This is a genomic window from Bacillus massilinigeriensis (assembly GCF_900117315.1).
Lineage (GTDB): Bacteria > Bacillota > Bacilli > Bacillales > Cytobacillaceae > Bacillus_BE > Bacillus_BE massilionigeriensis.
In genome coordinates, this window is record NZ_LT630337.1 from 3655931 (window position 1) to 3677307 (window position 21377).

Here is a 21377-nt window from a genome sequence, read left to right on the forward strand (position 1 = left end):
AGGAAAACTTTAATATAATTTAACGATTTAGACAAAATGATGAGATAAACAAAGAAAAAGGGCTGTCCAAGCCTGGACTTACCCCTTAAATGATACTACTCTCGGCCTTTATTTGAATAATACGTAGCTTGACTCAATTTCTTTTTTCGTTCCTCTTCTACATTGTGAATTTCTAGATCTTTCCGGAGAGAACCTGCACAGCTTTCGCATAGCTTTCCTTTTTGAATAATCTTGCCGCAACGATCACACGGATAACCAAGATTCGGAAAATGAGTTACTTGTAATCTGCCTGACTTAATAAATTTTAAGATTAACTCCTCTTCTACACCGGTAGCCTTTTCAATTTGCGGAATGGTTGCTGCTCTATTTTCCCGCTTTCTCATATAATTATAAACGGTCTCGTATGCCTTTTCTTCTTCCTTCCAGCAGTTCTGGCAAATATCCCGGATGTTCGTCTTCATAAATAAATTGCCACATTTCGGACAGTTTTCGAGTTCCCCCATAAAAAAGTACCTCCCTATTTCGACACTTTTTTTTATTATATCGTGAAAAGAGATACGAAGAAATGAAAAATGTAGGAATTTTTAAAGACGCTAACCTCTGGCAAGTGTTAAAGAAGAAACCGAATGGGCTCCTGCCTTCTTTAACACCTTTGCGGCATGTCTTAGGGTCGATCCAGTTGTGTAAATATCGTCTATTAGAAGAATTCTTTTATCGGTGATTTCTGAGGTGGTTTCGTTTATTTGAAAAACCTGCTCGAAATGGATTCTTTCGTTGCGGGATTTTTTTGATTGCTTCTCGGTGTGAATCCGCTTGAGGATGTTACAAGGAGCCCTCCACGCTTCCGTTATGAATGCCTCCGCTTGGTTAAAGCCTCTTTCGAAAAGTCTTTCCTGACTTAAGGGAATAGGAACAAGAATGTCATAGGAGAGCTTGTCTAGTTTTTCTTTTAATAGACTGGAGAAGGCCTTTGAAATAACATAATCTCCTCGGAACTTATAAAGAGCGATGGTTTCCTTTAAAAAATCATTATAGATGAGTAGCGATGTATTCCTTTCGAAACAGCCGCTCCAGTTCTCATCCTTTTCCCATCGAACACAATCAAGGCAAAGGTCATTCTTTCGGTATTCAGGTTCTAAATTATTAAAGGGTCGATTGCAGATTCTACACGTCTCCCCTTCAATGAATTCTAGTTTGCTCTCACAAATTTCACAAAGGTATTTTTTCAATTGCTTTGAAATTAAGTAGTTCCACCCAATGTTTGGCTTAATCTCCTCATGACAAAGCAGACATCGGTCGTTTTCAAATATCGGCATTAATCAATCAACCCCTTTTCCTTTGCTTCCTTATTCATTTGGATCATTTGTCTTTTTGCTTTTACCATGGCCTCTGTTTTTCCGTAGTGAAAAAAAGTGATGTTACCTGTTGAGTATTGGGAGCTACGACCAACGCGGCCTGCTATTTGGACCAATGCGCTTTCAGTGAAGATTCGGTCTTCCGCTCCAAGAACCGCAACATCAAGGTTAGCAATGGTGACTCCCCTCTCGAGAATGGTTGTGGTTAATAAGAGGGGAATTTCTTTATTACGCATGGCTTGGACCTTTTCTTTACGGTTCGGGTCTTCGGCGTGAACAGATTCAATTTTTGGATGAAGCTTTTGAAGAATGGGAAGGATTTTTTCCATTCGGTCGATTTGTGGGGCAAATAGGAGCATAGGCTTTTGGTTGATAAGCCTTTCTGTAATCCACTTAGTGACGTTTGTGGGAAGCTTGTTCTTTTTGAGGAGCTNAGAATGGTTGTGGTTAATAAGAGGGGAATTTCTTTATTACGCATGGCTTGGACCTTTTCTTTACGGTTCGGGTCTTCGGCGTGAACAGATTCAATTTTTGGATGAAGCTTTTGAAGAATGGGAAGGATTTTTTCCATTCGGTCGATTTGTGGGGCAAATAGGAGCATAGGCTTTTGGTTGATAAGCCTTTCTGTAATCCACTTAGTGACGTTTGTGGGAAGCTTGTTCTTTTTGAGGAGCTTTTGCCAGTTGCCGCACCAGGTGAATTGTGGGACAGGGAGTGGATAGCGGTGGTAGCGTGCTGGGATGGTGACAAAATCTCTCTTTTTTTGTCGACATTCCTGCTGATATTTTTCATTTGGTGTGGCGGTAAGGTATATTGTGGACGATTGGGGCTTCTTCGCCTGCTTGACGGCATATTGAAGGGTTTCATCCGCAGTATAAGGGAATGCGTCGACTTCATCGATGATAATGGTGTCGAATGCCTGATAGAATCTTAGTAATTGGTGGGTGGTGGAAATCGTTAGCTGGGAATAGAGATGACGATCCTCGCTTCCGCCATATAGGGATGCTACTTTGATGGTTGGGAAGACAGATTGTAATCGTGGGGCTAGTTCAAGTACGACGTCTGTTCTTGGGGTGGCGATGCATACTCTCTTTTTGTCTGTAAGAGCTGAGTGGATTCCTTCGAATAAAACCTCTGTTTTCCCTGCCCCACAAACGGCCCATACTAGGAGTTCTTTGTTCTGATGGATGGCTTCTATTACTCGGGTCGAGGCGGCTTGCTGTCCAGGGGATAGGGTGCCTGTCCATTCGAGATTAGGTTGGTGGTCGTTGTTTATGTTTGGCCCATTCCAGCTTATGAGAGATGTACACTTGCTGACTCTGCCCATCATGATGCATTTTCGGCAGTACACACATTCCTTTTGGCAACGGGCACACGGATAGGCCGCGAACATTTGTGGATCCTTGTTGTTGCAGCGGATGCAGTGGTAGGTATTATTTTTGGTGATGATGCCTTGTCTATGGAGTAGGTAGCCGGCTTTTTGATGGGCTTGAATTTCAGAGGTGGAAAATGGGAGATCGTCTTGGAGTAGTTGTTTTCCTAGGAGGATTTTTTGGAGGTCTTTGTTGAATGAGAGTTGTTTTTTGGGATGCTGGTTTTGGTTTTTTGTATAGAAGTCCCGATTTGGGTGGTCTGTATTGTATGAGAGCTCAGCGGTGGGGTCCGTATTTAGATAAATGTTGTTTTTTTGTGGAGTAAATGGGGGTATTTTATTTGATTTCATGGGTTCATCTCCTTTTTAGTTATTAATAGGTGCCTGGCATCTGTTTCTAGTCGGAATTTCAGGGAGGTGCCTGGGGTTAAAATTGATATTTACGCGATTTTTGGAATATATCCGCGATTTTTTCGATTTATACGCGATTTTTTCTGTATATCCGCGATTATTCTGATTTATACGCGATTTTTTCATTTTATCCGCGATTGCATATTTTTCAAAAAAAAACACTCCAAGATTGCGTACCAGACACTACGGGATGGCGCAGTCACTCGGGAAGCACCTGGCCTCAAAAATGATTTACCCGCGATTTATTTCCATATTTCCGCATATATTTCATTTAACCGATATTTCTTCTCATATTCCCAAAATTTTTTCATTTTCGCCGCGATTACAGATTTTCACATAATGAAACCACCCCCTAGATTGCGTACCTGACCCGGAATGGCGCAGTCACTCGGGAGGCGCTGGCCCCAAAAAACAATTTATCCGCGATTATTTCCATATATCCGCGATTTTTCTGATTTATACGCGATTATTCCATTTTATCCGCGATTTTTCTGATATATCCGCGATTATTCCATTTTATCCGCGATTGTACATTTCCCCGGAAGCAAAACTCCACAAATAGCAATCGCAAATCCCCATTTAACCACTACAAAAAGTCTGCATCCCTATTGCCAACCTAATAATGTTAAAAAACGCCACCCCTTCTCTCAGGATGACGTCTTCTACTCAGCAAAAATATTATTTCTTCACCCAACCAAGTCCCAGTGATCCCTCACCAAGATGGGTTCCGATAACGGCACCAAAGTAACCAATGGTAAATTCAACATTCGGTAATTGTGGCTCGAGCTCGGCTTTCCATTCCTTCGCATCTTCTTCGCGGTTGGCGTGGATGATGACGGCTTGATAGGAATCCCCATCACTGGTTGCCTCTTTAAGCATTTCAGCGATTCGGTTCATTGCTCTCTTCTTCGTTCTGATTTTTTCAAACGGAACGATTACCTTATTTTCAAAATGAAGTAGTGGTTTTACTTTTAGCAGGCTGCCGATAATCGCTTGGGCGCTTGATAGGCGGCCACCGCGTTGGAGATGTGCTAAGTCATCAACCATGAAATAAGCTCTTATAGACTTTTTCATTTCATTTAATCTCTCGATGATTTTACTTGGCTCCGCTCCGTCCAATGCCATTTTTGCTGCTTCGATAACATAGAATCCTTGAACCATGCAGCTTATTTCCGAATCGAATGGGTAGACTGCAATCTTTTCAACCATTTGCCCCGCTGTGACAGCACCCTGAAACGTTCCGCTGATGCCGCTTGATAAATGGACGCTAATGACCGCGTCATATTCTTTTGACAACTGGTCAAATAACTCCACGAATTTACCGATTGGAGGTTGAGTCGTTGTTGGAAGCTCCTTATGCTTGACCTCCTCAAAGAATTCAGCTGCGCTTATGTCGATTTCTTCTTGATAGGTTTCGTTTCCAAACACAACGCTTAATGGAATCATATGTATATTATATTGATCTCGTATTTCCTTCGGTATGTATGCCGTACTATCCGTGACAACTGCCGTTTTCATTATGGAGTACCTTCCTTATCCTTTTTTCTCTAATATACGTTTACATTCCATTTTATATGAAAACTTTAGAAATTGCATTAAGGATGTTGAGAAAAGGCAAAATTAGTAAATCATTTTAGTAAAAGGAGTATGGATCGATGGTGAAAGAATTTGAACAGACCAATAAATATACATCAACTACTGATTTGAATTTGAATCCCCCTTCTAATAATTTCACATCTAAGCAGCTCTAAAAATGTGCATTCAAGATTATATTGAGTAGCTTTGTAATAGGCGTTTAATAACTCCTCATCTGTGAGAATACATAAACTAGCCAATATACATTCCCCCTATTATGTATGAATAAAAATACATACACAGTTAAAAAAATCCATTTTCAGCACTAACTCCCACTATATTACTTTTATACCATTTTTTAGTTAAAAGTGAAATAGATTTTAGTAAATTTTCACTATTTTATCAATATTCTTTTAATAAAAGGAGCTATTAAGTATGTCTGTAGGTCAAGTAAATCAACTTTTGTGTCTATAACAAAAAACACGCCTACTAAACTTCAGCGTGTTCTCAGCCTTCCAACCATATCAAAATAAACTTAAAATCTATCGAACCTCGACCCAGCCATTTTTAATCGCCACAACAACGGCTTGTGTACGGTCGTTTACATTCATCTTTTGCAGGATATTACTTACGTGGTTCTTAACCGTTTTTTCACTAATAAATAAAGTTTCCCCGATTCCACGGTTGCTTTTTCCATCTGCTAGAAGCTGTAGTACTTCGCATTCGCGGCGTGTTAATAGATGGAGTGGGCGACGAATTTCGACTCCTTGATTATATCCACCTTTATTTCCAGATTGATCGGCTACAAGTCGGCGATATTCCTTCACTAAATTATGAGTGACTCTAGGGTGTAGATATGATCCTCCATCTGCTACGACCTTAACCGCTTCGATTAAAGCGTCTGCATCCATTTCCTTTAGTAAATAGCCGCTGGCACCAGATTTTAAGGCATGAGTTACATAGCTTTCATCATCATGAATCGATAGGATTATGATCTTCGTTTCAGGATATTTTTCAATTAGGAGTCGTGTTGCTTCAACCCCGTTGGTTTGTGGCATATTGATATCCATCAGAACGACGTCTGGTCTATGTTTTTCAACTAACTCAACTGCCTCGTTGCCGTCATCGCCTTCTGCTACAATTTCAAATGATTTTTCAAATTCTAATATTCTTTTTACGCCTTCTCTAAATAATTGGTGGTCATCAATAATTATAATTTTTGTTGTCATTTCTTTCTCCTCCGTATTCCTTCAATCATTTATTAATTGTAAACGGAACTTGAATGAGCACGACAGTTCCAGCCCCTACTTTGGAATCAATAGACAATTCGCCTCCAAGTATTTCTACTCTTTCTCTCATCCCTATCAATCCAAAGGAATTAGGATTCTTTTGATTTTTATCAAAGCCTACGCCGTCATCCCTTATAATGGAGGTGACACCGTGTTTATTTATTTCTATTTTTACTTTTATTTCACTTGCATTCGCATGCTTTAAAGCGTTTTGAACGGACTCTTGTACAAGTCGGAAAAGTGCCACCTCATATTTTGGAGGCAAGCGTCTTTCTTCCCCAATGTTTTTAAATGATATTTTTGTCTTATCATGATAGTCTTCGATTGTATGTAGGTATTTTTTGAGGGTTGGGACTAAACCTAAATCATCAAGTGCCATTGGACGCAAATCATAAATGATTCTCCGCACCTCATATAAGGCATTTCGGACCATTCTTTTGACATTTTTTATTTCCTTAATGGCCTCTGCTGTTCCTCTTTCTTTAAATATCCGCTCAATTAAGTCCGATCGCATCATGACATTTGCCATCATTTGGGCAGGTCCATCATGAATTTCACGAGATAGCTTCTTCCGCTCCTCTTCCTGAGCTTCAATAATCTTCAAGCCAAAGTCATGAATCTGCTTGGCATCCTCTAAGGCCTGAGTCATTTCCTTCAGATCACTGGTTAAATAATTCATCACAACAGAGATTTGCGAAACAAGATGCTCTGCTCTGACAATCGTTTCATTTAAACCTGCGAGCTGTCGCTCAATTTCGTCACGACGCTCTCGCAATTCCTTTTCACGCATTCGGAGAACCATGAGTTCCATTTGCAGCCTATGGGCATGCTCATAAGCATTTCGTACCTCTTCCTCGGAGAAATCCTTAAAATGCATGCTTACCTCAGAAAGACGTTTTCTCGCAAATCTTGTTTTCACTTCAAGCTTATCTCCATCATCAATCACTTGGCTGACCTTAATTTTTATATCCTTTAATTCTTCGGCAAATGATTCATAATTTTGACGGCATTCTTCCCCAATGCGAAAAATTTCATCCTTGCTGCTTCCTACTGTGTCTATCATGTTCTCTAGTATATGGTCTAGTGTCTTTGTATCAATTTTTTTCCGTTTTTTCATACCCATTCCCCCGAGAGACCAAATCTCTCATATAAATATTTTAACTTGAATGTAAATCATTTTTATAATAATTCTACACCAAATTAAAAAATTCGGTAAAAAGACACAGTCTAAAATCGAACATTTAAGCCAAATAGCCTATTTTTTACCTAGTCACCACTTACTATAACAAACTTTCTATTCAAATATTCAAAAAATGGTCCTAATAAAAAATAATTTCCCCTTAGGATTGTTTTATTAGAATGAAGCTTAAATATCTTCCATATGATACATAATGGATAAAATACATACTTTTTGGTGCTCTCATTTTTGTGAAAATTTGAAGTAATACCCTCGTCGAATTATAATGAAATATGTCTAAGAAATTTTCACTCTGAAGAATTGAAAGGAGCGGTTAGATGCTGCCCCGTTATCATACAGTAAAAGGCGTAGGAGCGCATGAAATTGTTATCCAAAAATCGCGATTTATTGCACATATTAGTAGAGCTGTCACCGAAGAGGAGGCACAGCAATTTATTTTATCGATTAAAAAAAAGCATTGGGATGCAACCCACAATTGTTCAGCCTATTTAATTGGTGAGAACGACCAAATTCAAAAGGCTAATGATGACGGAGAACCTAGTGGAACAGCTGGTGTTCCTATTTTAGAGGTATTGAAAAAGAAGAAGCTGAAGGACACCGTTGTCGTGGTTACTCGTTACTTTGGAGGAATCAAGCTTGGAGCTGGTGGACTAATCCGTGCTTATGGGAAGTCCACCTCCGAGGGCATCGATGAAATCGGAGTCGTTGAGCGTAAATTAATGAAGGTCATGCATACAAAGGTCGATTACACCTGGCTAGGAAAACTTGAAAATGAATTAAGATCCTCTGAGTATACGATTAAGGAAATTCATTATTTAGATAAGGTAGAAATTGAAACCTATGTCGTGGAAGAAAAGACGTCTATTTTTCGTGATTGGATGATTGAGTTAACAAGTGGACAATGTGAAATAAATGAGGGAGATCTCCTTTATTTAGAACAAGATGTGTAATTTTTCGATAAAGTCTATAAAGCTTAAAAAATATATTTTACTTAATTCTTTAAACGTAATAAAATATACTTAGTATTTTTGCCCTTTTTAGACAAGAACCGACAATGGGGTCTAAATGTTCATTTTAAAAAATAAAGGAGATACCCTATGCAAGATAGACGTTCCTTTCAAAAACAAAAAATAAAGAAGAAAAAGAAAAAGCGGTTGCTAGCTTGGATTCTCACTCCCATTTTAGTATTGGCTCTAAGCGCAACAGCTTATGGAACTTTTTTATACAATAAAGCTGAGTCTGTGATGAATGATTCATATAAGCCTGTAGAAAGAAGTTCTTCCAAACGCGATGCCGAGGCAACTCCAAAGGTGGATAATGTTTCCGTGCTATTTATTGGCGTGGATGCCAGCATGACGCGTGGACAAAATGGGGCTCGTTCTGATGCTCTTTTACTCGCAACCTTTAATAAAAAGGCTAAATCTGTGAAACTATTAAGTATTCCAAGAGATTCATATGTTTATATTCCAAGTGAAGGAAAGCAGGATAAAATCACCCACGCCCATGCAAATGGCGGGCCTGCTTCAACAATTGAAACGGTTGAAGGATTTTTAGACATCCCTGTTGATTATTATGTAAAGGTAAACTTTGAGGCATTTATTGATATTGTCGATTCACTTGGTGGCGTTGAGGTAAATGTTCCATATACTTTAACTGAACAGGATTCCAAGGACAATCAAGGAGCGATCACCTTACAGGAAGGCCTTCAGCAATTAAACGGAGAAGAAGCCTTAGCTCTAGCTAGAACAAGACATTACGATAATGATATTGAACGCGGAAAACGCCAGCAGGAAATTTTAAAGGCAGTCATCAACAAAGCCCTTTCCGCTAAATCATTTACGAAATATGCTGATTTAATGGAAGCAGTCGGAAAGAACATGGAGACCGACTTAACCTTTGATAAAATGAAATCCTTCTTCGACTATGCAGCTGCCGGTTCTGCATTGGATATTCAGTCCCTAACCTTAGAAGGACAGGATTTATATTTAAGCAATGGCGTAAACAATATTTATTATTACCAGCTTGATGAAGCTAATCTTCTTGAGATTCAGAGCACGTTGAAGGCACAGCTGGGATTAGCAGGCTCTGATTCTGGAACAGATGTGGACTCTTCCACTACGACCGATGATGGAACCGTTGATGGGACGGCGGAAGGAATTGATTCTTCTGATGATACTACGAGTTATTAAATGACTTTTAAATTTGTGAGGCTGGCCCGTGGGGGTTGGCCTTTTTTTGTGGGAAAATCGATGGTTCCTTTGAGTTGGAGGGTTCTGACCTTTTTACATATATGCTTTTATTTTCATCCTATATGCTTCTAGTTGAGACCATTCTTCTTTACGACCCCTCCCTTCCTGACTAATCAGTTTTAAGTCCACATTTCTTATTGTCCCCATTCTTTAATAAACAATCCCTTCTTGTTACAGAGCAAAATCCTACAACAAAAAATCCCTTCCGCACATACTGCACAGAAGGGATAGATCAATCTTTATCTATTTTTCGCTGGAGAAATCTTAATTCCCCTAATCATTTTGAGTAATGGTCGATAATCCTTGCCAACTAAACCGATGGCTTCTACAAATAGTTCGATTAGAAGGAGGATGACCACTATTAATAAAATCGAGCCCCAAATCTTTGCTTGGGAGAAAATTAATGCGCTAAGTCCAAAGAAGGCTGCTATTGCATAGATAATCAATACCGTTTGTCTGTGGGTGAAGCCTGCTTTTAACAAACAATGGTGTAGATGCGATTTATCTGGTGCGGATAGCGGCTGTTTATTTAAAAATCGTCGTAGGATGGCGAAAAAGGTATCTGAGATCGGTACACCCAAAATCAATACAGGAACGATAAAGGAAATGAGTGTAACGTTTTTGAAACCAAGTAACGCCATAACGGAAATCATATATCCTAAAAACAAGGCCCCGGTATCACCCATGAAAATTTTCGCTGGGTAGAAATTGTAAAATAGGAAGCCTAAGGTACTTACTAAAACAATCGATGAAATAGCGATAACATAAGTATTCCCCATAATAATCGCCATACCCGATATTGTGATTAAAGCAATCGATGAAACCCCTGCAGCTAGTCCATCTAATCCATCAATTAAATTAATGGCGTTGGTTACTCCAACAATCCAAAGGATGGTAACCGGAATAGCAAGGAAGCCAAAGGTTACAGTTCCACCAAATGGTAGGTTAATGAAGTTAACCTGTACGCCGCCCCATAAAACAACGATAAGGGCTGCTGCGATTTGCAAGGAAAACTTGACCTTAGCTGAAAGTTCAAATATGTCATCAAGAATACCTGTCAGAACAATGACAAGGCTTCCTACCAATAATGGAATGTGAACTTCCTTTGAGGTATCAATTAACAGCATTCCAAGCATAAAGCTAATATATATTGCAAGGCCACCTAGACGGGGCATGATCTTATGATGCACTTTTCTTTGGTTAGGTCGGTCCGTTGCTCCAATTTTAAACGCCAATTTTTTAACGAATGGGGTAATAACGATAGAGCATAGGAAACATAATACTAAGGTCACGTAGAACAATGTTGACCCTCCCTTACTTATATAATGCCCCTTTAATATCAATTAAGTTACAGGCAATTAATTTCATGAAATTGGTTCATTCGTCCAATCGAATGTATTATAACACATATGATTTGATTTGAACTGATAAATTTTTACGACAATCGTGCTCTAGATACCATTATACGGAAATAGTACAACCCTGTCTAACCCTATAAAATTAGACGAAATAATAAGATAAATAGTTACGCTCTTTTATTGAAAACGATGATTTACTACCTTTATGACGAATCTTGGAAGAGCAAGCATTCTCCTCCAGCGGGATGGCTGTTTGAGAAGTCGGTAGAGCCATTCAAGCTTCAAACGCTGCCAGAACATCGGCGCCCTCTTTACTTCACCGGCGATCACATCGATGCTCCCACCAACTCCGATAAAAATCCCCTTGGAAAAGCGGTTCAAATTTTCGGCAATCCATTTTTCCTGCTTTGGAACGCCCAATGCCACGAAAACAAGGTCTGGCTCTGTACTTGAAATCTGTTGCTGGATATCGTCGTCCGCCCAATCAAAAAAGCCATTGTGGCTACCAACAACCTGGACATTGGGGTAGGTCAGTTTAATATTCGCGACCGCCTTCTGATTTACCTCCTCTTGACCTCCAAGTAGATAAACCTTCCAGCCGTTCTTATTTCCCCTGGATAACAATTCGACGGTCAAATCGTACCCAGTGATTCTTTCCTCAACCGGTTTATGTAAGATTTTTCCTGCGAGCAGTATCCCATTTCCATCTGGAACGATATAATCCGCACTCTCCAAATAGGATTCATATGTATCATCTTCCTTGGCAAACATTACAATTTCCGGATTCGCAGTGACAACAAACGTCTTCTCCTTCCGTTCAACTCTTTCCGAAAGCAATGAAGCCATATGATCAAAGCTAGTCGAAACAAAAGGAATACCTAAAATATCCACTGTTTTCATGATTATGTCCTCAACTTATAAAAAATTACGATCAATGTATATCCATTTCAATTTAACATCAAACCAAGGTGCCTGTCACCCTATTATCATTATAGTGACCTTAGGTGACAGACACCCCATTCTCAATATAGTGAACTTCGGTGACAGGCAGCTCAAAAACCAGCACCCTAAAAACCCCTAAAAAAACCCTGTCACTTATGAAGTTGACAGGGTAAAAAGAAAGCAATTACTATTAAGTTTCCCCGTTAAGGGAAATAATTAACCATAAACATTGAAAAATTCTAAGTCCAAATACCTAATTTTAAGTTTACACTACTAAAACTAGATTGTAAATCCATTACGGAAGCTCCACCCTTACACAGCAGAAACGGCATCTAGGGTAGCTCGGCGCTTCGATGCTTCCTCACGATATCTCTTCTTTTCCTTATCTGTCATGGCTTTATACTCTTTCAAGAATTTCTCATATGCTGGAATAACCACATTAATATCGTCGTACATGTTCAGCTGTCCAAATTCAAGCCAAATGGCCTTGTCACAAAACTTCTTCATTTGCCCAATGGAGTGGCTGACGAAAAACATGGTCTTTCCACGATCTTTAAACTCATTCATTTTATCCAAGCATTTATCCGCAAAGGCTTTATCCCCAACCGATAAGGCTTCATCAATTATGAGAATATCTGGATCGGTATGAACGGAAATGGAAAATCCTAACCGTGACTTCATCCCACTAGAGTAGGATTTAACAGGTTGATCGATAAATTTTCCAAGTTCTGAGAAATCAATGATATCGGGCTCAAGCTCGCGTATTTCCTGTTTATTAAATCCGAGCATCAAGCATTTCAATTCAATATTTTCTCTTCCCGTAAGCTGATTATTAAGCCCAGCAGATACGGAAATCAAGGATGGCTGTCCCTTCGTTTCTACACTTCCGCTCGTTTCCGGAACAATTCCAGCAATAATATTCGAAAGAGTTGACTTCCCGGAACCATTGATTCCAACAAACCCGATGACATCTCCCTCATCTACTTCAAAGCTTACATTTTTTAATGCATAAAAATCCTCACCATAGCTTTTCGACAAAAATATATCAAGAAGCTTTTCACTAGTCTTCGTGTACAACTTATATTTTTTCGTTAAATTCTTAACGATAACAGACTTTTCCACTTCATCACATCCATTATAAATAGTCGATAAAATGTCTTCTGAATTTAACATGAAGCATTGAACCGATGAATAGTAGCACTAATAAAATTCCCCAAAAGTACAAGGTATATAGCCAATGATCAACGAAAAACCAACCTGTTCCAAGCATTGATGCACGGTAACCTTGGATTAAATAATAAAGTGGGTTAGATAGCATCACCATTTGCATCCAATCAGGAAGTCTAGATGACGCCCACAAAATGGGAGTTAAATATAACAAAACTCTCATAATCGAAGTCACGACATTTTGAAAGTCACGCACAATGGTCGTTAAGGTCGAAGTAATTAGTGATAAGGCAAATAAAAACACAACCGTCGCAAACAAGAAATAAGGTAATTGTATGTAGTAAATACTAATTGGATACCCAAGAAACTGAAGCAACAAGGTTATAACTACGATTAACATCATATGTGGGTATAGCTTTGAAAAAATCACATAGCTAGGAATCACGCTCATCGGAAAATTCATTTTTGACAGCATTTTTAATCTTGTATAAATGGATTTCGAACCTTGCGTAATCGCTGGATTGACAAAGAACCAAAGAGTAATCCCAGCCAACATCCAAGGAAAATATTCAATTCCGTCAACATTATCACGATTGCTTACATATCCGAAAACAAACCAATAAATCGCAATCTGAATCCCTGGATTCAATATTTCCCAAAGCATTCCTAAATAATTGTTATTATTGCTTGTTTTCACTTCATATAGGGATAATCTTCTAATTAAATAGAAGTTTTGTATCTGTTCTTTAATAACCGTCGAAATAAAGCTCATTATAAAAAGGATCCTTCCTGAATCGAGTTAAAATAATACAGCAATCAAAAAAAGCCTATTTTGCCATAATGATATTATACGGAATAGTCCAATCCGATACAACTACCCAATCGTTTAACTTTTTTCATCTTCTATTCCCATTATTGCCTTTCTTAATAGGAGGGAATCATGAAAATCAACTTTTAATTGTAGGTGCACGTGGTTTTTTGGCCATTTGTCACAATTAGACGCTAATTTTTACGCAATGCCTATAGAACTCAAAACGAGCATCTATATTTTTAGACGCATTACCCTCAAATTATGACGCCTTACAGTTTATTGGTGCCTGTCACTCTTGATGACTACTTTGAGATGCTACCCTCAGATACATTTTTTGGCTTTTCCTCAAAAAAAGAAGACACCAATCGTGTCTCCTAACAAGTTTCCTCTTAACTTACTTACGGGCTGAAACATTAACTGCCCTTTCCAAAGCTTCCTGCTCATTCGTCTCCTCTAAAAACACACGCTCAACCACACGTTTTGACGACTGGCCGGATTCCCAAGAACAGAACCTCTCATGGAATTCACGGAACAATTCAGTATTCATGTAAAGACTGCCATCCTCCTCAAATTCCTTAATATACTTAATTACCTCCTCGGTTGTTTTAACTAACGGGCCTGGTGCCTTCTCCTCAAAATCGAAATAGAAGCCACGTAAATTGTCACGATAGGATTCAATGTCATAGACAAAGAAAATCATCGGACGGCTTAAATTCGCGTAATCAAAGAAAACAGAGGAGTAATCCGTAATCAGCATATCACTAATTAAATACAAATCACGGATATCCTCATATTTTGAAAAGTCATAAGCAAAACCTTCATATGCCGACAAATCAAAATTCTCAACAACTAAATAATGCATACGCATAATAAAAATATACTCTTCACCGAGCTCAGCGCGAAGGCGATCCAAATCAAGCTGAAGCTTAAATTTGTATCTTCCCTGTCCGTAAAATTCATTATCACGCCAGGTTGGAGCGTAAAGAATAATTTTCTTATCGAGTGGAAGCTTCAATTTTTCCTTGATGGCTTGAATGGAAGCTTCATTATTTTCCTGATAAAGATAGTCATTTCTTGGATAACCAGATTCAATCATCACTTTATCAAATTGGAAGGCACTTCTGAAAATATCTGTCGAGTAAGCATTTGGTGAGATTAAGTAATCCCATCTCTTCGCTTCATTTGTAAAATTTCGTTTGTACTTTTTCGTATTAGTGCCTGGCATTTTTACCTGATCCATATCCATCGCCAGCCTCTTCAAAGGCGTGCCATGCCATGTTTGCAAATAGGTTGTATGCTCTGGCTTTGGAATCCAGAGTGGTAGTCGACTATTGGAAACCCAATACTTCGCCATGGCCATCTTAAATAACCATTTAACAGAAAACCGGTTAGCATATGGAATGCCATTTTCAATAAAGTAGGATGCAAATCTTTTATCCACACTCCAAAACATTTTGTACTCTGGATGATTTTCCTTTATGTATTCATAAATTGCCCGGGGATTGTCACTATATTGTTTACCAAGATAGCTTTCAAACATAATGAGGTTTTTCCTAGCAGGAAGCCTCCCTACAACTTGAAACAGTATCTTATAAAGGGTTTTTAACATGTCACTTTTTTTAATCTTATACAATAGACTCATCTTTGACTCCTTAATTCAGAAAAAGTGGAAGAAATCAGCTGATATTCCACCGCATATACTCAACAAGCTTTCGGCTCGATTCTCCATTAGAATACTTATTCCAGTTTCGACCGAAAGTTTTAATTTTATAATAATCAAATGAATGAGACGAAATAATTTTGATAATTTCTTCTGTGCTATAGGCAACAGGTCCCGGCACAAAGGTCTCATAATCCTCCCAGAATCCTCTTTCTACCTGGTATTCCTCCAAATCATATGGATAAAAAATCATTGGCCTTTCTAGGATGGAAAATTCGAACGGAATCGAAGAGTAATCCGTTATTAAATAATCGCAAAGGAATAAAATTTCATTTAACTCTGGGTATGACGTTAAATCATAAACAAAATCAGGGTAAAGCTGACTAAATTCATTTGAACGATGAACCGCAGCCTGATGTAAACGTAAAATCACTACATGGGTTTCGCTCAATGCATCGTGCAGCTGTGCCAAATCCAAGTGTAGACTGAATTCATCCAGATCCTTTTCTCGATAGGTCGGTGCATAAAGAATGATCTTACGGCCGTTTAAATTCGGAAGCAGGCTCTCAAACCCCTTTAGGATTTGCGACCTTTTCTCTGTATCAAAAAAAAGGTCGGTTCGAGGAATGCCTGTCCGCAAAATATTTTGCTCATTGATCCCAAAAGAGTCAAAATATATTTTGGCCAAATGATCCGAACCGACAACCACCTTATGAAAATTCCGGTACACTTGTTTAAACCTTTTCAACGCTTGCTTGCTTCTAGCGGCGTTGGATGGGTCCTCGAGTCCAAATTTTTTGATGGCGCCTGCCGCATGCCAAAGCTGGATGCATTCAGTTCCTTCTTTAAAACGAGTCGCTGCCAAAAAGCCATAATAATTATCGATTACAACATATTTAGACGTTGCGAGATGAAAAATGGAACGAGCCATTTCCACCACATTCAACGTCTCAAAAGGGATAATCTTTGTATTTTCATTTGGATGAAAGTTGTATTTACAACCCTTTTTTTTCAAGAAAATGAATTCTTGAGCTGGGTAATGTTCTTTTTTCATTTCTTCATAAACATAAGCGCAATTGTCGCCAAAGGAGACAACAAAGGTTACCTTATTCTTTAGAGGGACAATTTTACATAGGTTGAAAATAAGCTTAAAAAGGAAAAGGTAAGCGTTGATGACAAACTCCCTAGCCATTGTTAACCTTTAATAAATCCTTTTTAATCTTCGTAGTTGAGATCCCCACAGTACGAGGCAGGTAAACGACCTCACAATAATCCTTAAGGAAGTCAAATTCGCCTTCCCAATCATCGCCCATGACAAAAATATCGATATTATGCTCTTGAACATCGCGGATTTTTTGATCCCAGTTCTCTTCAGGGATGACCTCATCCACATAACGAATTGCCTCTAAAATCATTTTTCGATTTTCAAAGGAATGGTAGGACTTTTTATTTTTAATCGCATTAAATTCATCAGTTGAAATGGCAACAACTAGGTAATCACCTAGTGCCTTTGCACGCTTTAATAAATTGATATGACCCCAGTGTAACAAGTCAAATGTTCCATAAGTGATGACTTTTTTCATCATTCATGCACTCCTCCTGCAATAATAAGAATGAATCCTAAAAACATGAATCAATGAAATGCAAATAGTAAACGACGGGATTGTTATTATTTTATTGTTCACAAATATTTCCCATCGAATCATTTATACCCTTTTCAGCTTGTATTCATGCCAAACTTTATCAAATAAAAGGAATTTTCCTTTTGCTTTTTTCCTAATAACCGTTATGGTTTAGTTGTTAAGACAAATTCTTTGTCCAACATATTTCTATTTCCTTATCCATTTTAAATCTTCTCAATGGAATATACAAGAATCAACTAATTTTTTCATAAGATTTGGGAATATTGTCGATTCTTCTCACCCATTATGATGAAGGGGATTTCTTCTAGCAAATCATCTGTTGTATTATGAAGATAAACAAATTGAGTCAAACTAAAAATAACGGTATTCTATGGAAGAATAAATTAATTATTATTACATAAAAGTAGCTACTCCGTATAAAAAGTAGAGTTAGGTGATTGAGTTGGAATATTCATTAAGTGTTGTTGTCACAGTATATAATACAGAGCCGTATTTAAAGGAATGCCTTGCATCCATCATAAGACAAACAATTCAACCTTCTGAAATCATTATCGTAAATGATGGAAGCACAGACCGAAGCCCAGAAATAATCGAGGAATATGCAAAAAATCATCCTCATATAAAAGTCATTCATCAAGAAAATCAAGGTGTGGCCGCCGCGTGCAATGCTGGGATAAAAATAGCAACCGGAAAGTATATTGCACTCGTGGATTCAGATGACGTTGTGCCATTAGATGCTTACGAAAAATTGCTTTCAAAAGCAGAAGAGACAAATGCAGACATTGTCATTGGTAAAGGAAATTTATTGATGGGCGGAGTCGAAAGAGAATTTCTTGCCCGGAAGGAAAAATGCGTTTGGCAGAAGGAACGAGTGATTTCAAGCATTTATGAATACTTGGATCTTTTTTATGATGTCTTTTATTGGAATAAATTATTTAGAAGAGAATTCTTACTTGAACATGAATGCTTCCTCCCAGAAGGCATGATTTATTCCGACAGACCCATGGTACATAAGGCTTTTTTACACGCGAAGAAAATCGCCATTATTCCTGAGGTTGTTTATTTATGGAGAAAACGTGATCCAAATGATGCCCCTTCTCTCTCTCAGGAAAAAAGAAATCTATCTAATTTCGAGGACCGAATTCAATCCTATCGATATCAACTTCAATATTTTAACGAGTACGGCGACCCAAGGCTGACCAATGCCTTTTTCATTCGAAATTTATACCGTCTGCTCCTGCCCATCAAAGGGATGGTCGGTAGTCCTGAATTTCGTGAAGTGTATTTAAAAGAAGTAAAAGACCTATTTGCTCTAGTCGAAGGGATTCATCAAAATGAATTAACCATTTTAGAAAATCTTTATATATATATGATTCAACATGATCAAATAGCCGAATTACTACAGCTTTTGGAGGAAAGTCCAATAGGAAATGTTATCGAGGAAAATGGAAAATATTATTGGAATATCAAATTATTCCGCCATCCGGAGCTTGATATCCCAGATAATCTTTTTGAAATAAAAGTTCTTGAACCGCAGTTTATTAAAATTGGAAAACTAGAAAATAAAGAGCAAAGTTTACATATTGAAGGCATTACGTTGCCAGAAGTGTTTTCCATTCAGTCTGTATCGATTGAGCTGCAATCAAGAAAATCATTTGCTGACAAGCGTTCTTCTGAACTTACGAAAGCTGAAGGAAATCAATTTTCGGGAGAGCTCGCTCTTGATACTCTTAGCGAGGATACGATATATGACATTTATCTTGTCTTTAATCACGATAAGAAAATCGACAAATTCCGTGTGACAAAGGAAATGGTGACAGTCTTTGTTAATCAAGAAGGAAATAATGGAACGAATACTTTCCAGCTCCGATTTACGGGGAAAAATAACCTATCCGTCGTGAGTAACATCGTTCAAATCGATGGCATTCAGGTCACGGATCAAGGAATTCGAATAGAGGTCGACCATCATCTATATCCATCGGTAAGTTTTATGGTCGGAGAAAAGTCATTAAAAGCACCTTTCCCTGTGGCCAAGTTGATAGATGGCGTATTTGAAATTAGCTGGGATTTCATTACCGAACCTGAAATGCTCTATGATCTTTTTTACGAGATTTCAGGAAACAAACATAAAATAAAGAAAGATCAGGTTAAAGGTTATCGAAATCGCCTCATTGAAGAGAAGAATCGACTGATTGCTTCCTATGTTTCAAAAAATGGACATATCTCTATTGGGGTATCACCGAAATTGGAAATTATCAATATCTCGTTAACAACGGATAAAATTCAAGTAGTGACCAACCACAATGCAACTTCTATGCTCGAATTTTACATATCTGATCGGAATACAAAAAGAAACTTCACCTTTGATCAAGAGGTTGCTAATCATTTTGAGTGTAAAATTCGCCACCTGATGAAGAAGAATACGGTATTTGACTTGAGCTATAAAATTTTCAACCATAAGGTTCGCGTCTGTGTTGAAAATCCGGAAAGCTTCCAGGCAAAAATGGTGAAAAAGGATCACTCCTTTATTGAGATGTACAAAACGATTTACGATAATCTTTCCTTTCGTACAGCCTATTTAACACCGGTAGACACGCCAAAAATTACACGAAAGAAGCTGATGGTTTCAACCGGGAAATTCGAGCCAAAGGTCTTTAAATTTTTTATTAAAGATACAAAAACCGGACAAACCTTTGATTTAGAGAAGGTTGCCCCGAAAAAATACGAACTGGCATGGGATCAATTTGAGTTAAAGGATACAACCTATGATTGGTACTTTGAGGTGTATAATCATCCATTCAAGCTCGAGGATCTATTCATCGATGACTTTATTCCATCTTTCCGGACGGAGCCTGCCTTTTTATTTTTACATGAAACGAAAAATGGCACCATCTCGATTAAGGCTGGTTTAGATTTTGTCATTGAGGAATTCAATATCGACGAAACTGGAATTTCATTGAGGATGGATATGGAAGCTAATGAATCCATGACTTTCTTCCTAAAGGATCGATTGACTCGGGAGCCAATTCTTTTTGAAAAAACAGCACCGAACACCTTTTCATTAGATTGGAAAAAATTCTTGAAGGAAAATATGGAGTATGACTTTTATTTTGAAATATTTAATAAAGAGGTACGTCTGAACGTTTCCAAGATTAAAGGTCATTCCCATCAAGCACTTAAGGTGGATGATCTTTATATAGAAACAGGAGAAACCTTTAAAAACGATTTGTTTGTCCAAAGCTTTACGTTTTGGTCTAAGTTTGTTCGTAAATTTAAGTAAGTTGGCTGAATGCCCATAAATAGGTATTTATTCATGTAACATCCATTGTGATAAAAGTCTCATGCGTATATAATTCAATCTTGGCGTAACAAACATTCTTTATTTGGAGGATATACGCATGAAAAAACAAAACAAAAAACGTAAATGGTTAAGATATACAGGTGCTGCCCTTCTTTCTTTATTATTAGTTGGAGCAAGCTATGCCTTTTATTTATATAGAACAGTAGAAAAAACCGTTGCAAATATGCAAAGTGATTACCACCGTGATAAGTCAGACAAACGAGAAGAACAAGTAAGCTTAAATAACGCCAAGCCGTTTTCTGTCTTATTGATGGGTGTGGATGAACGTTCAGGAGATAGGGGTCGTTCCGATACCTTAATCGTCATGGCCGTTAATCCAAAAGCACAATCAGTGAAAATGATAAGTATCCCCCGTGATACTCGTACTTTAATTGTTGGTCGTGGCACACAGGATAAAATCAACCACTCCTATGCATTTGGTGGAGAAGAAATGACTGTGAATACAGTTGAAAACTTTTTAAATATCCCAGTAGATTACTATATTAAAATGAATATGGAAGGCTTTGTAGATATAGTCGATGCAGTGGGCGGAATTTCAGTTGACAACAGCTTCTCTTTCTCTCAAGATCAATACTCTTTTGCTGAAGGAAAGCTTGATCTGAATGGTAAGGAAGCACTTGCCTATGCACGTATGAGAAAGAAGGATCCGAATGGAGATTTCGGACGTCAACAACGTCAGCGTCAAGTGATTGAAGGAGTTCTTGAAAAGGGTGCAAACCTATCATCTGTTAATAAAATTGATGATATCCTTGAAGCCATCGGAAAAAATGTGGAGACCGATTTAACATTTGATGAAATGAAGGTCATTCAAAAAAATTACAAAGAAGCACGACACAATATTGACCAAATCCAAATCCAGGGACAAGGCACCAAAATCAATGGTATCTACTACCAAGTCGTCCCAGAACAAAAGCGTCAAGAAGTGATTTCAGAATTAAAGACCCAGCTTGAGATTAAATAAGAATTTCCATATATTACTAGGTGCC

General features: G+C 38.1%; 18 protein-coding genes and 1 pseudogene. 4 read left to right on the forward strand and 15 right to left on the reverse strand.

All coding sequences use genetic code 11. The annotated features are described in order from the left end of the window. Nucleotides 1-95: 95 nt before the first annotated feature. From BQ6100_RS18230 to BQ6100_RS18265, 8 genes are all read right to left on the reverse strand, one after another. Nucleotides 96-503 carry a TIGR03826 family flagellar region protein gene (locus tag BQ6100_RS18230; RefSeq protein WP_075982963.1) on the reverse strand — a complete coding sequence of 136 codons (408 nt, stop codon included), beginning with the start codon at nt 501-503 and terminating at the stop codon, nt 96-98. Between the two features lie 90 nt (nt 504-593). After that, a complete protein-coding gene (locus BQ6100_RS18235; RefSeq protein WP_075982964.1) occupies nt 594-1316 on the reverse strand; it encodes a ComF family protein in 723 nt (240 codons plus the stop codon). Continuing rightward, a complete protein-coding gene (locus BQ6100_RS18240) occupies nt 1316-1675 on the reverse strand; it encodes a helicase-related protein (RefSeq protein ID WP_315970039.1) in 360 nt (119 codons plus the stop codon). The genes BQ6100_RS18235 and BQ6100_RS18240 overlap by 1 nt, the downstream gene beginning before the upstream one ends. Beyond that, nucleotides 1561-3078 (reverse strand): DEAD/DEAH box helicase, encoded by a 1518-nt coding sequence (locus BQ6100_RS22140; RefSeq protein ID WP_075982966.1) that lies wholly within the window; start codon nt 3076-3078, stop codon nt 1561-1563. Before BQ6100_RS22140 ends, BQ6100_RS18240 begins: the two co-directional genes overlap by 115 nt. 738 nt (nt 3079-3816) lie before the next feature. After that, on the reverse strand, nt 3817-4656 hold the full coding sequence (locus tag BQ6100_RS18250; RefSeq protein ID WP_075982967.1) for a DegV family protein: 840 nt from the start codon (nt 4654-4656) through the stop codon (nt 3817-3819). A 173-nt stretch (nt 4657-4829) separates the two neighbouring features. Then, on the reverse strand, nt 4830-4973 hold the full coding sequence (gene sda / locus BQ6100_RS18255; protein WP_159433171.1) for a sporulation histidine kinase inhibitor Sda: 144 nt from the start codon (nt 4971-4973) through the stop codon (nt 4830-4832). A gap of 282 nt (nt 4974-5255) precedes the next feature. Beyond that, nucleotides 5256-5942 (reverse strand): response regulator, encoded by a 687-nt coding sequence (locus BQ6100_RS18260; RefSeq protein ID WP_075982968.1) that lies wholly within the window; start codon nt 5940-5942, stop codon nt 5256-5258. Nucleotides 5943-5967: 25 nt separating this feature from the next. Further along, nucleotides 5968-7119 (reverse strand): sensor histidine kinase, encoded by a 1152-nt coding sequence (locus tag BQ6100_RS18265; RefSeq protein WP_075982969.1) that lies wholly within the window; start codon nt 7117-7119, stop codon nt 5968-5970. 398 nt (nt 7120-7517) lie between these two features. Here BQ6100_RS18265 and BQ6100_RS18270 point away from each other — a divergent pair, with 398 nt between their 5' ends. Together BQ6100_RS18270 and BQ6100_RS18275 are read left to right on the forward strand one after the other, a co-directional pair. Then, nucleotides 7518-8150: a YigZ family protein gene (locus tag BQ6100_RS18270; RefSeq protein WP_075982970.1), complete on the forward strand. Its 633-nt coding sequence runs from the start codon at nt 7518-7520 to the stop codon at nt 8148-8150. Nucleotides 8151-8297: 147 nt separating this feature from the next. Continuing rightward, nucleotides 8298-9389, forward strand: a complete 1092-nt coding sequence (locus BQ6100_RS18275; protein ID WP_075982971.1) for an LCP family protein — start codon at nt 8298-8300, stop codon at nt 9387-9389. Nucleotides 9390-9688: 299 nt separating this feature from the next. On the opposite strand, the gene BQ6100_RS18280 is transcribed toward BQ6100_RS18275, so the two are convergent. The 7 genes and pseudogenes from BQ6100_RS18280 to tagD all read right to left on the reverse strand — a co-directional run bounded on the left by BQ6100_RS18280 (nt 9689) and on the right by tagD (nt 16970). Beyond that, the gene (locus BQ6100_RS18280; RefSeq protein WP_075982972.1) at nt 9689-10750 is read right to left on the reverse strand and encodes a glycosyltransferase family 4 protein; all 1062 of its coding nucleotides are present in this window, start codon (nt 10748-10750) and stop codon (nt 9689-9691) included. A gap of 234 nt (nt 10751-10984) precedes the next feature. Beyond that, nucleotides 10985-11707 carry a WecB/TagA/CpsF family glycosyltransferase gene (locus tag BQ6100_RS18285; RefSeq protein WP_075982973.1) on the reverse strand — a complete coding sequence of 241 codons (723 nt, stop codon included), beginning with the start codon at nt 11705-11707 and terminating at the stop codon, nt 10985-10987. A gap of 354 nt (nt 11708-12061) precedes the next feature. Continuing rightward, nucleotides 12062-12871 (reverse strand): teichoic acids export ABC transporter ATP-binding subunit TagH, encoded by an 810-nt coding sequence (gene tagH, locus BQ6100_RS18290; RefSeq protein WP_075983627.1) that lies wholly within the window; start codon nt 12869-12871, stop codon nt 12062-12064. Between the two features lie 13 nt (nt 12872-12884). After that, nucleotides 12885-13688: an ABC transporter permease gene (locus tag BQ6100_RS18295; protein ID WP_075982974.1), complete on the reverse strand. Its 804-nt coding sequence runs from the start codon at nt 13686-13688 to the stop codon at nt 12885-12887. Between the two features lie 433 nt (nt 13689-14121). Continuing rightward, nucleotides 14122-15384: pseudogene (locus BQ6100_RS18300) on the reverse strand (CDP-glycerol glycerophosphotransferase family protein); the annotation flags it as partial. A 19-nt stretch (nt 15385-15403) separates the two neighbouring features. After that, nucleotides 15404-16579 (reverse strand): CDP-glycerol glycerophosphotransferase family protein, encoded by a 1176-nt coding sequence (locus BQ6100_RS18305; RefSeq protein ID WP_075982976.1) that lies wholly within the window; start codon nt 16577-16579, stop codon nt 15404-15406. Further along, nucleotides 16572-16970, reverse strand: a complete 399-nt coding sequence (tagD, locus tag BQ6100_RS18310) for a glycerol-3-phosphate cytidylyltransferase (protein ID WP_075983628.1) — start codon at nt 16968-16970, stop codon at nt 16572-16574. The genes BQ6100_RS18305 and tagD overlap by 8 nt, the downstream gene beginning before the upstream one ends. Nucleotides 16971-17463: 493 nt before the next feature. On the opposite strand from tagD, the gene BQ6100_RS18315 reads away from it, so the two are divergent. Next, nucleotides 17464-20310: a glycosyltransferase family 2 protein gene (locus BQ6100_RS18315; protein WP_084780478.1), complete on the forward strand. Its 2847-nt coding sequence runs from the start codon at nt 17464-17466 to the stop codon at nt 20308-20310. A 118-nt stretch (nt 20311-20428) separates the two neighbouring features. After that, nucleotides 20429-21352 (forward strand): polyisoprenyl-teichoic acid--peptidoglycan teichoic acid transferase TagU, encoded by a 924-nt coding sequence (gene tagU / locus BQ6100_RS18320; protein ID WP_075982978.1) that lies wholly within the window; start codon nt 20429-20431, stop codon nt 21350-21352. The last annotated feature ends 25 nt before the right edge of the window (nt 21353-21377 follow it).